This is a genomic window from Streptomyces sp. NPDC048566 (genome assembly GCF_043199735.1).
Lineage (GTDB): Bacteria > Actinomycetota > Actinomycetes > Streptomycetales > Streptomycetaceae > Streptomyces.
The window spans coordinates 289,288-304,566 of record NZ_JBICWL010000002.1; the positions used below are offsets into that span (position 1 = coordinate 289,288).

General features: G+C 73.6%; 16 protein-coding genes and 1 riboswitch. Of the genes, 7 read left to right on the plus strand and 9 right to left on the minus strand.

The window, feature by feature from the left end:
• Positions 1-50 precede the first annotated feature (50 nt).
• Positions 51-788, plus strand: a complete 738-nt coding sequence (locus tag ACGFS9_RS05105; protein ID WP_393250936.1) for a lysophospholipid acyltransferase family protein — start codon at positions 51-53, stop codon at positions 786-788.
• A 70-nt stretch (positions 789-858) separates the two neighbouring features.
• On the opposite strand, the gene ACGFS9_RS05110 is transcribed toward ACGFS9_RS05105, so the two are convergent.
• The 7 genes from ACGFS9_RS05110 to ACGFS9_RS05140 form a co-directional block, all read right to left on the minus strand.
• Positions 859-2,469, minus strand: a complete 1,611-nt coding sequence (locus tag ACGFS9_RS05110; RefSeq protein WP_393250937.1) for an alpha/beta hydrolase — start codon at positions 2,467-2,469, stop codon at positions 859-861.
• 192 nt (positions 2,470-2,661) lie between these two features.
• Positions 2,662-3,453, minus strand: coding sequence for an urease accessory protein UreD (locus ACGFS9_RS05115; RefSeq protein ID WP_393250938.1), 792 nt, complete (start codon positions 3,451-3,453; stop codon positions 2,662-2,664).
• Positions 3,450-4,127 carry an urease accessory protein UreG gene (ureG, locus tag ACGFS9_RS05120; RefSeq protein ID WP_393250939.1) on the minus strand — a complete coding sequence of 226 codons (678 nt, stop codon included), beginning with the start codon at positions 4,125-4,127 and terminating at the stop codon, positions 3,450-3,452. Before ureG ends, ACGFS9_RS05115 begins: the two co-directional genes overlap by 4 nt.
• A 193-nt stretch (positions 4,128-4,320) precedes the next feature.
• Positions 4,321-4,995 (minus strand): urease accessory protein UreF, encoded by a 675-nt coding sequence (locus ACGFS9_RS05125; protein WP_393250940.1) that lies wholly within the window; start codon positions 4,993-4,995, stop codon positions 4,321-4,323.
• Complete coding sequence (locus tag ACGFS9_RS05130) at positions 4,995-6,716, minus strand: urease subunit alpha (protein ID WP_393250941.1); 1,722 nt, start codon at positions 6,714-6,716, stop codon at positions 4,995-4,997. Before ACGFS9_RS05130 ends, ACGFS9_RS05125 begins: the two co-directional genes overlap by 1 nt.
• Entirely contained in the window at positions 6,709-7,020 is a 312-nt protein-coding gene (locus ACGFS9_RS05135; RefSeq protein WP_393250942.1) for an urease subunit beta, read from the minus strand. The genes ACGFS9_RS05130 and ACGFS9_RS05135 overlap by 8 nt, the downstream gene beginning before the upstream one ends.
• Before the next feature lie 16 nt (positions 7,021-7,036).
• Entirely contained in the window at positions 7,037-7,339 is a 303-nt protein-coding gene (locus ACGFS9_RS05140; RefSeq protein ID WP_393250943.1) for an urease subunit gamma, read from the minus strand.
• Positions 7,340-8,202: 863 nt separating this feature from the next.
• Here ACGFS9_RS05140 and ACGFS9_RS05145 point away from each other — a divergent pair.
• Together ACGFS9_RS05145 and ACGFS9_RS05150 are read left to right on the plus strand one after the other, a co-directional pair.
• Positions 8,203-8,508 (plus strand): hypothetical protein, encoded by a 306-nt coding sequence (locus tag ACGFS9_RS05145; RefSeq protein ID WP_393250944.1) that lies wholly within the window; start codon positions 8,203-8,205, stop codon positions 8,506-8,508.
• A 319-nt stretch (positions 8,509-8,827) separates the two neighbouring features.
• A riboswitch (cyclic di-AMP (ydaO/yuaA leader) is annotated at positions 8,828-9,026 on the plus strand.
• Positions 9,027-9,029: 3 nt separating this feature from the next.
• Positions 9,030-9,503, plus strand: coding sequence for a C40 family peptidase (locus ACGFS9_RS05150; RefSeq protein WP_393250945.1), 474 nt, complete (start codon positions 9,030-9,032; stop codon positions 9,501-9,503).
• A gap of 220 nt (positions 9,504-9,723) precedes the next feature.
• On the opposite strand, the gene ACGFS9_RS05155 is transcribed toward ACGFS9_RS05150, so the two are convergent.
• Positions 9,724-10,185, minus strand: coding sequence for an ATP-binding protein (locus ACGFS9_RS05155; RefSeq protein WP_393250946.1), 462 nt, complete (start codon positions 10,183-10,185; stop codon positions 9,724-9,726).
• Positions 10,186-10,396: 211 nt separating this feature from the next.
• Here ACGFS9_RS05155 and ACGFS9_RS05160 point away from each other — a divergent pair, with 211 nt between their 5' ends.
• Together ACGFS9_RS05160 and ACGFS9_RS05165 are read left to right on the plus strand one after the other, a co-directional pair.
• Positions 10,397-11,254, plus strand: coding sequence for a helix-turn-helix domain-containing protein (locus ACGFS9_RS05160; protein ID WP_393250947.1), 858 nt, complete (start codon positions 10,397-10,399; stop codon positions 11,252-11,254).
• Positions 11,255-11,267: 13 nt separating this feature from the next.
• Positions 11,268-11,492, plus strand: a complete 225-nt coding sequence (locus tag ACGFS9_RS05165) for a DUF397 domain-containing protein (RefSeq protein WP_393250948.1) — start codon at positions 11,268-11,270, stop codon at positions 11,490-11,492.
• Positions 11,493-11,504: 12 nt separating this feature from the next.
• On the opposite strand, the gene ACGFS9_RS05170 is transcribed toward ACGFS9_RS05165, so the two are convergent.
• Positions 11,505-12,629: an 8-amino-7-oxononanoate synthase gene (locus tag ACGFS9_RS05170; protein ID WP_393250949.1), complete on the minus strand. Its 1,125-nt coding sequence runs from the start codon at positions 12,627-12,629 to the stop codon at positions 11,505-11,507.
• Between the two features lie 161 nt (positions 12,630-12,790).
• On the opposite strand from ACGFS9_RS05170, the gene bioB reads away from it, so the two are divergent.
• On the plus strand, positions 12,791-14,005 hold the full coding sequence (gene bioB, locus ACGFS9_RS05175; protein ID WP_393250950.1) for a biotin synthase BioB: 1,215 nt from the start codon (positions 12,791-12,793) through the stop codon (positions 14,003-14,005).
• Entirely contained in the window at positions 13,998-15,278 is a 1,281-nt protein-coding gene (locus tag ACGFS9_RS05180; RefSeq protein ID WP_393250951.1) for an adenosylmethionine--8-amino-7-oxononanoate transaminase, read from the plus strand. Before bioB ends, ACGFS9_RS05180 begins: the two co-directional genes overlap by 8 nt.
• Position 15,279: the final 1 nt, after the last annotated feature.

Genomic DNA, 15,279 nt, shown 5'->3' on the forward strand with positions numbered 1-15,279 from the left:
ACGGCCGCGCCTACACTGATCGCTCCCCCGGGGAAATGAGGAGCGCTCCAGTGTTCTATTACGTGCTCAAGTACGTGCTTCTGGGTCCGCTGTTGCGACTGGTGTTCCGGCCGCGGATCGAGGGTCTCGAGCACGTACCGTCGTCGGGCGCGGCCATCGTGGCCGGCAACCACCTGTCCTTCTCGGACCACTTCCTGATGCCGGCGATCCTCAAGCGCCGGATCACCTTCCTCGCGAAGGCCGAGTACTTCACCGGGCCGGGGATCAAGGGCCGGCTGACGGCGGCGTTCTTCCGCAGCGCCGGGCAGATCCCGGTCGACCGCTCCGGCAAGGAGGCCGGACAGGCGGCGATCCGCGAGGGGCTCGGCGTCCTCGCGAAGGACGAGCTGCTGGGCATCTACCCGGAGGGCACCCGCTCGCACGACGGACGCCTCTACAAGGGCAAGGTCGGCGTCGCGGTGATGGCGCTGCGGGCCCAGGTGCCGGTCGTCCCCTGCGCGATGATCGGCACGTTCGAGGCGCAGCCGCCCGGCCGCAAGCTGCCGCGCGTGCGACCGGTGGCGATCCGGTTCGGTGAGCCGCTGGACTTCTCCCGCTACGCCGGGATGGAGAACGAGAAGACCGTCCTGCGGGCCATCACGGACGAGATCATGTACGCCGTGCTGAGCCTCTCCGGACAGGAGTACGTCGACCGGTACGCGGCCGACGTCAAGAAGGAGGAGGCCGTGAAGGCGGAGGCGCAGAAGGCGGAGTCCCGGCGTACGTTCCGCCGCACGCCGTCCTCCTGACCTCCCGGACGGCCGCCCCGCGAGGGAGGGGGCGGCCGGTGGACCGGCCGCCCCCTCCCTCCGACGGGTGCTACGGCCGCGGGGTGGCGTGCGGTGCGCACGTCACGTCGGCCGCGTCGGTCCTGCCGGTCAGCAGATAGGCGTCCACCCGCCCGTTGACGCACGGGTTGAGCAGCCCGGTCACACCGTGCGAGCCGGCGCCCTTCTCGGTGACGAGACGGGACCCCGCGAAACGCCGGTGCAGTGCGACGGCGCCCTCGTACGGTGTGGCGGCGTCGTTCGTGGACTGCACGATCAGGACGGCCGGCAGCCCCCGGCCCGTCTTCACGTCCACCGGGGTCTGCTGCCGGACCGGCCAGGTGGCGCACGGCAGGTTCATCCAGGCGTTGGCCCACGTCATGAACGGGTTGTCCCGGTGCAGCCGGGAGTTGTCCCGGTCCCACCGGCGCCAACTGGTCGGCCACCGGGCGTCGGTGCACTCGACGGCCGTGTAGACGGCGTTGCCGTTCTCCGCCGAGGCGTTGCCCGCGGTGTCGGAGGGGTCGGGGGCGGCGGCGTCCACCAGTGCCTGGGTGTCACCGGCGACGTACTTGCCGAACACCGTGGCGATCGGCACCCAGGCGGAGTCGTAGTACGGGGCGCTCTGGAAGAAGGAGATCAGCTCGGCCGGGCCGACGACGCCCCCCAGCGGACTCCGCTTCGCCGCGGCGCGCAGCTTCAGCCACTGGCTTTGGACCTCGGCACGGGTGGTGCCGAGGTGGAAGGCGGCGTCGTTCTCGGCGACCCAGTCCTCCCAGTCCTTCCACCGGGCCTCGAAGGCGACGTCCTGCTTCAGGTTGGCCTGGTACCAGATGTTGTCGCGGGCGGGGTCGACGACGCTGTCGACGACCATGCGGCGCACGTGGCCCGGGAAGAGGGTGCCGTAGACGGCGCCGAGGTAGGTGCCGTAGGAGACGCCCAGGTAGTTGAGCTTCTTCTCGCCGAGCGCGGCCCGGACGACGTCGAGGTCGCGGGCGGTGTTGGGGGTGGTCATCTGGCGCAGCACGTCCGTGCCGGTGCGCTCGGCGCAGCCCTGCGCGTACTCGGCGGCCAGCTTGCGCTGGGCACGCTTGTCCGCCTCGGTGTCCGGGACGGGGTCCGCCTTGGACGCCTTGGCGAACTCCTGGGGGTCCATGCAGGAGATGGGCGCGGAGTGACCCACACCGCGCGGGTCGAAGCCCACGAAGTCGTAGGCCTTCGCCACGTTCGCCCAGATCGGGTTCTTGCCGGTGACCCGGACCGGGAAGCGCATGCCGGAGCCGCCGGGGCCGCCGGGGTTGTAGACGAGGGCGCCCTGGCGCTCCTGCGGCGTCCCGGTGCTGCCGACGCGGTCGACCGCCAGCTTGATCTGCCTGCCGTTCGGGTGGGCGTAGTCCAGCGGGACGCTGACCCGGCCGCACTGGATGGGCTTGGCGAGGCCCCAGTCCGCCGGGCAGTCCGTCCAGTCGATCCCCGCCCGGGCGGCCCGCTCCGCGGCGACCGCGGCGCCGCGCTGCTCGCGGCTCTGCCCGTGGGGGTGGCCGTGGCGCTCGTCGGCGGTGGCCGACGGGGCCGCCACGGCTCCGGCTATCAGCGTCGCCGTGACGAGCACTCCGGCCGAACCGAGCGCCGTCGCCCGCTTCGCCGGTCTCTTGGACCTCACGTGGGACCTCCCCGTGCGTGGTGGTGATGGGTACGGGGATCCTTGCGGCTGTGAGGTCCCTGAGAACAGGTGCGACCGGTGTTCTTTACCATTCCGATAGCCGGTGCGCCCTGCTCCGCTGAGCGGTGCGGTCATCGTCAACGGCACTGTTCCCAGGTGTTGCTGACGCTCCGTGAGGTTCGGGCTCCCCGCTCAGGCCGCGGGAGACGGCGCCTCGTGGCCGCGGCGGACGAGGCGGTCCAGGGCGTCGTCCATGACCCGGCGCAGCAGCAGCGCGTCGGGGGCGAGCGCGGTGACGAGGGCGGCGGGGCCGGCGAGCGGGCTGAGCGCGGCGTACTCCCCCAAGGGCCGTGCGGTCGGCGGCTCTCGCTCGAACTCCGGCCGGACCACGAGGAGCTGGCCGAGGGCGCGGCGCCCGGCGAGGACGGCGGGCCCGTCCCAGCCGCCGGGAGCGCCGGGTCCGCACGCCACTTCCTGGTCCAGCAGGGTCCGGCCGTCGTAGCGCACGGTCATCCGGCTGGTGAGCCGTCCCGGCTCCTCGCCCGCCCGCCCGAGGACTTGTTCCTCGCGCAGCACCAGCCGGGCGCCGGGCCGGAGGTCGACGCGTGTGGCGACGGCGAGTTCGCTGCCGCCCGCCGAGATCAACTGCTCGGGCAGCCAGTGCAGTTCGCCACCCTCGGCGACGTCGAGACGCACGTCGTAGCGGGCCTCGCCGCCGGCCTGTCCGGGCAGCGCGATGGTGGCGGCGGCCGAGCCGACCCGCAGGTGCGCGTCCCGGCCCACCCGCGCCTCGACGGCGAGGCGGTCGCCGCCGAGCGGGCCGCTCATCGCGCCGACGAGCGTCACCCGTGCCTCGGTGCCGCCGCTGCGGGTGCGGCGCAGCGCGAGTGGTCCGGCGCCGTCGAGCACCGGCAGGGCCGTCCCGCCGCGTCCGTCGGACCGGGCCTCGATGCGGGCGGTGGCGCGGACGCCCCGGGTGGTCATGCCGTCCACGCCGCGAGCCGGCCGCGGACCCAGTCGGCGACGTCCGAGACCCCGGCCTCGGTCCGCAGCGACTGGAAGACCACCGGCAGTTCGTTCCGCTGGGCCTTGGCGTCGGCGGCCATCCGGCCGAGGTCGGACCCGACGTGGGGCGCCAGGTCGGTCTTGTTCACCACGAGCAGGTCGGCGGTGGTGACGCCCGGTCCGCCCTTGCGCGGGATGTCGTCGCCGCCCGCGACGTCGATCACGAAGACCTGCGCGTCGACGAGCCCGCGGGAGAAGGTCGCCGTGAGGTTGTCGCCGCCCGACTCGACGAGGATCAGGTCCAGCGGGCCCACCTCGTCCTCCAGGTCCTCGACCGCTTCGAGGTTGGCGGAGATGTCGTCGCGGATCGCGGTGTGCGGGCAGGCCCCCGTCTCCACGGCGGTGATCCGCTCGGGCGGCAGCACCGCCTCGCGCAACAGGAACTCGGCGTCCTCGCGGGTGTAGATGTCGTTGGTGACGACGGCGAGCGACAACTCGTCGCGCAGGGCACGGCAGAGCGCGGCGACCGTGGCGGTCTTGCCCGATCCGACGGGTCCGCCCAGACCGATGCGCAGGGCACGGCGCCGGCCGTCGGGGCGGTGCGCGTCGGCGCTGACCGCGGCGGGTCCGGTGTGGGAGTGGTCGAGATGCATGACGGGGCTCCGGTTTCTTCCGGGTCGGCTCGGTGCGACGACGGTCGCGCCGGTGTGGGGCCGGCCGGAGGGTCGTGTCGGTGGTCGTCCCGGTGGCGCCGGCCGAGGCGGTCCGGCTCCACCGGGTGGGGTGGGGGCGAGCGGGGGTGCCGATCGCCCGGGCAGGGTGGTCGCGGCGGTCGGCGGCGCCGGGTCAGGAGGCGAAGAGACGCACCGGCCAGGCGGCGTGCGCCTCCGCGCCGATCTCCAGCAGGGGTGCCGAGGCCGCGGGCAGCACCTCGACGCCTTCGTCGGGGACCCGCCGCGCGGCGCTCGCCGCCCGGTGCGCGACGAGGTCCAGTTCCGGCGCGAGCCGGGCCAGTACGGCGGTCGCGTCGAACGGGTCGAGGCCGAGCAGCCGGACCGTGGCCGAGGCCGGCCCGCTGACGCTCTCGTAGGCCGCGCAGTACGCGGCGTCCCCCGGTCCGAGCCCCGCGGCCCGCGCCGTCGCGCCGAGCACGACCGGCTGGTGCGCCCCCTTGGGGAACTCCTTGGCCAGCTGGTCGAGTTCGGGGCAGGGCCAGGTGGCCCGGGCGGCCCTCATCAGCTGCCGCCCGAGCCGCCGCGCGGCGACCCGCAGGGCGAGGGAGGGGGTCCGGGCGTCGGCGGCGGCGTCCAGTGCCACCGGATCGGCGCCGGCCGCGGCCGCCGCGGCCAGGGAGGCGGCGACGAGCCCGGCCGTGTGGAGCCGGCCCCGGCAGAAGTCCTCCAGACTCGCCGCCCCGGTGATCCGCCCGTCCTTGACGGCGGCCTCGGCCCCTCCGGAGTGGGCATGCCCGCCGGCCGGGAAGCGGCCGTCGGCCAGGACGAGCAGCGCTGCGCGGGACATCAGAAGAGGAAGTAACGCTGGGCCATGGGCAGTTCGGCCGCCGGAGTCGCCTCGACGAGGTCGCCGTCGATGTGCACGGCGAAGCTGTCGGGGTCGATCCGCACCTCGGGCCGCGCGTCGTTCTCCCGCATGTCGGCCTTGGTGACCCCCCGGGTCGAGTCGATGGCCACGAACCTCTTGCCGAGGGAGAGCCGTTCCGGCAGCCCGTCCTCGATGGCGAGGGGGGCCACGAAGTTGAACGAGTTCGCCGCCGGGGCCCGCCCGACGGCCCCGAACATCGGCCGGGGCAGGATCGGCTGCGGCGTCGGGATCGACGCGTTGGCGTCGCCCATCTGCGCGTAGGCGATCGTTCCGCCCTTGATGACGAGGTGCGGTTTGACCCCGAAGAATGCGGGCTCCCAGAGCACCAGGTCGGCGAGCTTGCCGCTCTCGACCGAGCCGATCTCCCGGGCGAGCCCCTGCGCCAGCGCGGGGTTGATGGTGTATTTGGCGACATAGCGACGTACGCGGTGGTTGTCGGCGCCGCCGTCCCCGGGCAGCGCGCCCCGGGCGCGCTTCATCACGTGGGCCGTCTGCCAGGTGCGCATGATCACCTCGCCGACCCGGCCCATGGCCTGGGAGTCGGACGAGATGATGGAGATGGCGCCGAGGTCGTGCAGGATGTCCTCGGCGCCGATGGTCGAGGGCCGGATGCGGGACTCGGCGAAGGCCAGGTCCTCCGGCACCGCCGGGTTCAGGTGGTGGCACACCATCAGCATGTCGAGGTGTTCCTCGGCGGTGTTGACGGTGTAGGGCCGGGTCGGGTTGGTGGAACTGGGCAGCACGTACGACTCGGAGACCACGGACATGATGTCGGGCGCGTGCCCGCCGCCCGCACCCTCGGTGTGGTAGGCGTGGATGCCGCGCCCGGCGATCGCGGCGAGGGTGTCGGCGACGAAGCCGGCTTCGTTGAGCGTGTCGGTGTGGATGGCGACCTGGATGCCGGTGCGGTCCGCCACCGTGAGGGCGGCGTCGATCGCGGCGGGCGTCGCCCCCCAGTCCTCGTGGATCTTCAGGCCCAGGGCGCCGCCGCGGATCTGCGACAGCATCGCGTCGTGCGAGACGGTGTTGCCCTTGCCGAGCAGACCGAAGTTGAGGGGGTATCCCTCCATCGCCTCCAGCATCCGGGCCAGGTGCCAGGGACCGGGGGTCACGGTGGTCGCCTTGGAGCCCTCCGCGGGACCGGTGCCGCCGCCGACGAGCGTGGTGATCCCGGAGGCAAGGGCCTCGTCCGCGATCTGCGGGCAGATGAGGTGCACGTGCGCGTCGATGGCGCCCGCGGTCAGGATGCGCCCGTTGCCGGCGATGATCTCGGTCTCCGGGCCGATGACCAGATCGGGGTGGACGCCGTCCATGGTGTCCGGGTTGCCGGCCTTGCCGATGCCGGCGATCCGGCCGTCGCGGATACCGATGTCGGCCTTGACGATCCCCCAGTGGTCGATGACGACGACCCCGGTGACGACCGTGTCCGGGGTGCCGTCGGCGCGTGTGGCGCGCGACTGGCCCATGGACTCGCGGATGACCTTGCCGCCGCCGAAGACCGCCTCGTCGCCGGCGAGTCCGGGGCCGCCGGAGCGGTCCTCCTCGATCTCGACGAACAGGTCGGTGTCGGCGAGCCGGATGCGGTCGCCGGTGGTGGGGCCGAACAGGTCGGCGTAAGCGGCCCGTGAGATCTCAGGCATCGAGGGCACCTCCGGTCTCGCCGCGCAGCCCGTGCACCGTACGGGTGCCGGCGAGCGGCACGAGTTCGACGGCGACGGGGATGCCGGGTTCGAAGCGCACGGCGGTGCCGGCGGCGACGTTGAGCCGCTTGCCCCGGGCGGCTCCGCGGTCGAAGTCGAGTCCGGGGTTGGCCTCGGCGAAGTGGTAGTGGGAGCCGACCTGGACGGGCCGGTCGGCGGCGTTCAGGACGGTCAGGCGGGTGACCTCACGGCCCTCGTTGTAGCGGACGGGGCCGTCGGCGAAGCGGATCTCTCCGGGAATCACGATGTCGCTCCCCCGTTCAGACGATCGGGTCGTGGACGGTGACGAGCTTGGTGCCGTCGGGGAAGGTCGCCTCGACCTGGACGTCGTGGATCATCTCGGGGATGCCCTCCATGACGTCGTCACGGGTGAGGATCTTGCGTCCCGAGGACATCAGCTCGGCCACGGTGCGGCCGTCCCGGGCGCCTTCCAGGAGGTGCGACGTGATCAGCGCGACCGCCTCGGGGTGGTTCAGTCTCACCCCGCGGGCCCTGCGCTTCTCGGCCACGTCGGCGGCCACGTGGATCAGCAGCCTCTCCTGCTCGTGCGGGGTCAGTTGCACGGCGTCCCACCTCACAGTCCTCGCTCCGGACCGTGCGGGGCCCGGGTGCCGCAGCCATCGCGGCGGGATAGATGTAACACACCGACACATGGCGCGTTCTTCGCCGATCCGGACACAAGAACCCCCGGCGGCGTGGATCGGCAGATTAGTGGGGCGGAGTTTCAACTACGTTAACCAGCCATTGATCACCCCATGACCGGCAGCCGACCGGTCGCATACCCGGCGCGGAGCGCGGACCCGGGCCGCATCACCTCCGAGGGGGACCCGACACCCGGCCCGCCCGTCACGGCCGCCCCGCCCACCGGTCGCGGGGCGCGGCACCGGGGGCGCGCGCCCGGACCGTATACGGCACGGACGGTGCCGGGGCGTCGCGCGCGCACCCTCCCGCCCGGGCACCGGGTCCGGGTCCGCACCGGCGCGGCCCGCCGGCCGGACGCGGGGAGCCGGCCCGGCACGGCCGCCCTCCCCGGGATCACGGATCGCGGACCGCGGCGGACGGCGCGCCCCGGGCGTCCCCGGCGCCGGGAGCGGGAGTCCGGTCACGACCGGGGCCTCTCGGCGAACGGCGTACGGCCTGTACCTTTTTGACAGACGTCGAGTCATCGACCGCGAGGAGGCGTGCCCATGCAGCGCCCGTCCGCCCGCCCCGTCCCGCCCGTACCCGCCGGCCCCTCCACCCCGGGACGGCCGGGACCGGAACCGCCCCTCCGGATCGACACGCCGAGCGCCCCCTGCACCGCCGCGCGCCACCGGGCGCCGGAGCCGGACCCCCGGGCCGGCACACCGACCGCCGCCCCGCGCCGGGGAGTCGGCCCGCGGCACCGCGGTCACGGGCACCGCGCGCCGCACCGGGCGGGCGGCCGGTGATCCCCGACCCGCCTCCGCTGCCGGCCCTGACCCGTGCGGAAGCCGAGCTGATCGACCGCTACCTGGACGTCGTCGACCTGGTCGGCCGGATCAACCCGGCGCGCCCCGGGGACACCTACCGGGGGCTGCGTGCGGCCCAGGCGCTGGTCGGGAGGGCGACCGCGCTGCGGGACGCGCTCGCGCTGATGCACCAGCGGGGCGAGAGCGAGGTGCACGCCTCCACCCTGGCCAGGGCCCTGCGCGCGCTGGACGGCGAGCGGCGGACCGCGCGGGTCACGACGCCTCCCGAGCCCGGCAGTTGAGGCACCGCGCGCGGACGCCGCAGGCACCCCGGCCCGCGACTCAAACGCACCAGATGGTGTACCCCCTGATGGCGTAGAAATCGGCACTTTCCCGGGCCCCCCGACTTGCGCGACGGGAAGGGCCCCGGCGCGGATCGGGAGGCTCCGGCGCAGGTGCGGGCGTCGTCCGCGGCCCCAACACCCCTTCGAACACAGAGGCGTCCACCCGAACGGGTGAGTGGTGAGTAAGCCCACAAAACACCGGTTCCGCTCGGATTTTCCGACGTTCATGGGTGAAGATCCCTTCCGACGACAAGCCCCCGCCACGGCGGCGGGGCGGTCCGGGCGGACGCCGAGTCCTGCCGCCGCCCGGATGACCGGTCGACAGAAGTGGATCGGCAGGAGTGGAGGACCCAGCACGACGGTCCGCCGGAGCAGCCCTCCGGGCGGTCCTTGGGGTGAAGCCGCGCCAGCGGCCGGGCAACTTCGCCAGCCCGAATCCGACAGGTCATCCTTCACAGGCGGCTGACGAAGGGTTGCGCATGACTGCGCTCAATCGTGTCCCGTCGCTGTGGACCAGGGCCGGTACGGCCTCGGCCCTCACCCTCGCCGCCGTGGGCGGCGGCCTCGTGCTCCCCGGTGGGGCGGCGGAGGCGCAGGCGGCCACCACCGCGACGAAGGCGCTCCGGGTGGCGGCCTCCAAGCACGGCGCCCCGTACAAGTACGGCGCCACCGGGCCGCACCGCTTCGACTGCTCCGGGCTGACCCTCTACTCGTACAAGAAGGCGGGCAAGAAGCTGCCGCGTACGGCCGCGGCGCAGTACAACACGTCCCACCACGTCTCCGCCTCGCACCGCAAGGCCGGGGACCTGGTCTTCTTCCACTCGGGCCGGAGCGTCTACCACGTCGGCATCTACGCCGGGAAGGGGAGGATCTGGCACTCGCCGAAGACGGGGGACGTGGTGAGGCTGCAGAAGATCTGGACGCGGAGCGTCTGGTACGGCCGGGTCGGCTGACCGGTCCGCCGGCGGCGGCTCGGACCGCCGCCGGCGAACGGCACCGGGTCCGACCGCCCTCGCGGCGCCCGGCGGCCCGCTTCCCGGGGGCCGAACCGCCGCGCGTCCGGTGCGCCGGCCCCGGGGCGCCCCGCCCCGCGGTGCGCGCGGCCCGGTGCCGGGACGGCGAAGCCGGCCGCGCCCCTCCGGACGGGCGGGCGGCACGGCGGAGCCGGGCGGGCTACCCCTCGGGCGGGGCCCCTCCCGCGGCGACCGGCTGGACCGCCGCCGTCCAGGGCAGCTCGATGGAGACCGTCTTGCCGCCCTCCCGGGTGGCGCGGACGCTGAGCCTGCCGCCGCACTCCTTGGCGAGCCAGCGGATGATGACCATCCCGCGGCCGTTGTCCTGCTGGACCGCCGCGGGCAGCCGCCGGGGAAAGCGCGGATGACTGTCGGTGACCCCGATCCGCAGGCGTTCCTCCCGTTCGAGGCACACGTCGACCGTGAAGGTGGGGGACTGGCCGAGGGTGTGCTGCACCGCGTTGGTCGCCAGTTCGGACACCACCAGGCGGACGGTCTCGGCGACCTCCGCGCCGTCCGGCAGACCCCACTCGGCCAGCACGTCCGCCACGAACCTACGGGCCACCGAGACCGAGACGGCCTCGCTCGGCAGAGTGACGGCTGCTTCCTGGTGATCTGCCATGGCGACGTCGTCCCTTTCCCACGGGACCGGAGTCCGACACGGAGCGGATGGTTCGAGTACGGTCCCGGACTGGTGCTTGCGCAAGACTGCCACTACCGGGCCGGTCGCGGGTGCGATCCACCGAGTAATGCATATATCTGTCGCTCGATGCGGTGAACTCTGCGTCGGCAGAGCGTATTCGGGCGACTTGAGAGGAGTAGGGAGAACGGGCATGCAGCACGGTCCCGCGGTACGCCGCCGCAAACTGGGTGCCGAACTGCGTGCGCTGCGCGCCGGCACGGGTCTCACGAGCGGCCAGGCGGCGGGGCTGCTCGGCTGGCACCAGTCGAAGGTGAGCCGCATCGAGACCGGCACCAGCGGGGTGAAACCGGCCGACGTGGAGCGTCTGCTGGACGCCTACGGTGTCGCGGACCCCGAACTGCGCGATCTCCTGGTCGTGCTGGCGGGCTCCGAGGGCAACGGGCGGCACCACTGGTGGCACGCCTACCGCGGGGTGCTGCCGCCCGCGTACCGCGACTTCATCAGCCTGGAATCGGGGGCGAGCGGGATGCGGACCCTGGAGACCTCCGTCGTTCCGGGCCTGCTCCAGACGCCCGAGTACGCGCGCGCGGTGACGCGGGCCGCCGTGGAGGGGCTGGAGGAGAGCAGGCTCGACGCCCTGGTCGAGGTGCGGCTGGCCCGGCAGGACGTGCTGCGGGCCGATCCTCCGCTGGAGCTGTGCGCGGTGCTCGACGAGGCGGTGCTGCGGCGGGAGGTGGGCGGGCCGGAGGTGATGTCCCGTCAGCTCCGGCGGCTCCGGGAGGCCGCGACCCTGCCCCAAGTCCGGCTTCAGGTACTGCCGTTCGCGGCCGGGGCGCACATCGGGATCACCGGGCCTTTCGTTATCTTCTCCTTTCCGAACACTACTGATCTGGATGTGGTTGTTCTCGACCACTTGACGAGTAGCCTCTATCTCGAACGGAAAGAAGACCTCCAGGCCTACACGGAGGCCTTCGACACCCTTCGGTTCCACGCCCTTTCGCCCGAGGACTCGTTGGACTACATCGCCGGGATAGGTGACGGCGCGTAAGGAGGCACCCCCCATGTCTGCATCGCCTCGGTACGTACCCTCCAGCACTGCACTGCGCGACGTGCGCTGGCTGCGCAGCAGCCGCAGCACGGGAATGAACAACTGCGTCGAGACGGCTCGCCCCGGCTCCGGACCGTGGTCCGGGACGGTGGCGGTACGCGACTCGAAGAACCCGGCAGGGCCCGCCCTGCTGTTCGCCCCTGCCGCCTGGGAGGGGTTCGTCAGCGGTCTGGCCTGATCCGGGACCGGATCACCGGCTGCGGCTGATGACGTCCACCGCCCGCCCGATCTGCTCGTCGGTGAGGTCGGCGCGGGCCGTCAGCCGCAGCCTCGACACCCCGTCGGGCACCGACGGGGGACGGAAGCAGCCGACGGCGAGGCCCGCCTCGCGGCAGTCGGCCGCCCACCGCAGGGCCCGTTCGGGGGACGGTGCCCGCACGGAGACGACGGCGGCGTCCGGACGGACCGCCGACAGGCCCTCGGCCGTCAGCCGGGCGTGCAGGGACCGCGCCACCTCGCGCGCCCGCGCCGCCCGCCGGGGCTCCTCGCGCAGCAGCCGCAGCGCGGCCAGCGCCGCGCCCGCCGCGGCCGGGGCGAGACCGGTGTCGAAGATGAACGTGCGCGCCGCGTTGACGAGGTGGTCCACGACCGCCGCCGGGCCGAGGACCGCCCCGCCCTGACCGCCCAGCGACTTGGACAGGGTGACCGTGGCGACGACGTCCGGCGCCCCGGCGAGTCCCGCCGCGTGCGGCGCGCCGCGGCCGCCGTCCCCGAGCACGCCGAGCCCGTGTGCGTCGTCCACGACCAGCCCGGCCCCGTACTCCCGGCAGGCGAGGGCCAGTTCACCGAGCGGCGCGGCGTCGCCGTCCACCGAGAAGACCGTGTCGGAGACGACGACGGCCGGCCCCTCGTGGGTACCGAGTGCCTTGCGCACACCGGCCGGGTCCGCGTGCCCGACGACCTGGGTGGTGCCCCGGGCGAGCCGGCAGCCGTCGATGAGCGAGGCGTGGTTGCCCGCGTCCGAGACGACGAGCGAGCCGTGCGGGGCGAGGGCCGTGACGGCCGCGAGGTTGGCCGCGTAGCCGGACGAGAAGACGAGCGCGGACTCGAAACCGCAGAAGTCGGCCAGTTCCCGTTCCAGCTCGGTGTGCAGTTCGGTGGTGCCGGTGACGAGCCGGGAGCCCGTCGCGCCGCCGCCCCAGGTGCGTGCCGCCTCCGCCGCGGCGGCCGTGACCCGCGGATGGCGGGCCAGCCCGAGGTAGTCGTTGCTCGCCAGGTCGAGCAGCGGCGACCGCGCGGGGCGCGGGCGCAGCGTCCGGACGAGGCCCGCGGCCCGGCGTGCCGCGGCCTGCTCGTCGATCCAGCCGAACGCCATGAGTCCTCCGGGCCGTCGTCGCGGGGTGTTTTGTAGGCAGTGCACAGACCCTAGCGGGGGGACCAGCCGCCCAGGATGTGGCAATACCCACACGTCGAACCCACTCTGTTGTCCGATCTCTCCTTGGCCGGGACCGGTCGCATAGGCCAGGATCGGACCTCATGGACCTGCTGAACACGCTGGTGGACAAGGGGCTTCGGCGCGAGCTGCCGACCCGCGAGGAAGCGCTGGCCGTACTGGCCACGTCCGACGACGACGTACTGGACGTGGTGGCCGCGGCCGGCCGCGTGCGCCGGCACTGGTTCGGGCGGCGAGTGAAACTGAACTACCTCGTCAACCTGAAGTCGGGCCTGTGCCCGGAGGACTGCTCGTACTGCTCGCAGCGTCTCGGTTCGCAGGCCGGGATCCTGAAGTACAGCTGGCTCAAGCCCGACGAGGCGTCGCGTGCGGCGGCGGCCGGGCTCGCCGGGGGCGCCAAGCGGGTGTGCCTGGTGGCCAGCGGCCGGGGGCCCACGGACCGGGACGTGGACCGGGTGTCCGACACGATCAAGGCCATCAAGGACCAGAACGAGGGCGTCGAGGTGTGCGCCTGCCTCGGTCTGCTCTCCGACGGCCAGGCGGAGCGGCTCCGCGCGGCGGGCGCGGACGCCTACAACCACAACCTGAACACGTCCGAGGGGACGTACGGGGACATCACGACCACGCACACCTACGCCGACCGGGTCGACACGGTCAACAAGGCGCACGCGGCGGGACTGTCGGCCTGCTCGGGCCTGATCGCGGGCATGGGCGAGTCGGACGAGGACCTGGTCGACGTCGTCTACGCGCTGCGCGCCCTCGACCCGGACTCCGTCCCGGTGAACTTCCTGATCCCGTTCGAGGGCACCCCGCTGGCCAAGGAGTGGAACCTGACGCCGCAGCGCTGCCTGCGCATCCTGGCGATGGTCCGCTTCGTCTGCCCGGACGTCGAGGTCCGGATCGCCGGAGGACGGGAGGTCCATCTGCGGACCCTCCAGCCCCTCGCGCTCCACCTCGCCAACTCGATCTTCCTCGGCGACTACCTGACCAGCGAGGGCCAGGCCGGCAAGGCGGACCTCGACATGATCGCCGACGCCGGGTTCGAGGTGGAGGACACGGGCGAGACGACCCTGCCCGCGCACCGGGCCACCGCCGGAGGGTGCGGATCGCACACGGCGGCCGGGTGCGGTTCCCCCGCAGACGGCGGCTGCGGCTCTTCCGAGGGCGCCGGGGTGTGCGGCACCGCCCCCGCCGGCGCGGAGCCCGAGGTCCCGCGGAGCGCGCCGGCGGGCGGCCGGACCGACCTCGTCGCCGTCCGCCGGCGCGGCGCGGGAACGGATCTCGCGCCCAATGCCTGACCTGTCCGTACGTGAACTGCTCGACCTCGACCGGCGGCACGTCTGGCATCCCTACGGGCCGATGCCGGGCCGGCAGGAACCGCTGGTCGTGGAGTCGGCCGACGGGGTCCGGCTGCGGCTGGCCGGCGGTGCGGGCGAACTGGTCGACGGCATGTCCTCCTGGTGGTCGGCGATCCACGGCTACAACCACCCGGTCCTCAACGAGGCGGCGCGCGGCCAGCTGGACCGGATGAGCCACGTGATGTTCGGCGGGCTGACCCACGAGCCCGCCGTGCGGCTCGCGAAGCGGCTCGCCGACATCTCGCCGGCCGGCCTGGAGCACGTCTTCCTCGCCGACTCCGGATCGGTCTCGGTCGAGGTCGCCGTCAAGATGTGCCTCCAGCACTGGCGTTCGCTGGGCCGCCCGGCCAAGCAGCGGCTGCTGACCTGGCGGGGCGGCTACCACGGGGACACCTGGCAGCCCATGTCGGTGTGCGACCCGGAGGGCGGGATGCACGAGCTCTGGCAGGGCGTGCTGCACCGCCAGGTGTTCGCCGACGCGCCTCCCGCCGGCTACGACGCCGGCTACGCCGACCGGCTGCGCGCGCTGATCGGCGCGCACGCGGACGAACTCGCGGCGGTCATCGTCGAACCGGTGGTGCAGGGCGCGGGCGGAATGCGCTTCCACTCCCCCGCCTACCTGCGCGTGCTGCGCGAGGCGTGCGACGCGCACGACGTGCTGCTGGTCTTCGACGAGATCGCCACCGGCTTCGGGCGCACGGGCGAACTGTTCGCGGCGGACCACGCGGGCGTGACTCCGGACGTGATGTGCGTCGGGAAGGCGCTGACCGGCGGCTATCTGACGATGGCGGCGACGCTGTGCACCGCGCGGGTGGCCGAGGGCATCTCGCGCGGCGAGATCCCGGTGCTCGCGCACGGGCCGACGTTCATGGGCAATCCGCTGGCCGCGGCGGTGGCGTGCGCGTCGGTCGACCTGCTGCTGGCGCAGGACTGGCGGACCGAGGTGAAGCGGATCGGCACCGGGCTGCGGGACGGGCTCGCGCAGGCGTCCGCCCTGCCCGGCGTCCGGGACGTGCGCGTGCTCGGCGCGATCGGGGTGGTCCAGCTCGACCACGAGGTGGACATGGAGGCGGCGACGGCGGCTGCGGTGCGCGAGGGCGTGTGGCTGCGCCCGTTCCGCGACCTCGTCTACACGATGCCGCCCTACGTCACGGACGACGGGGACGTCGAACGGATCACGCGCGCCGTGTGCGCGGCGGCACGGGAGGGCTGAG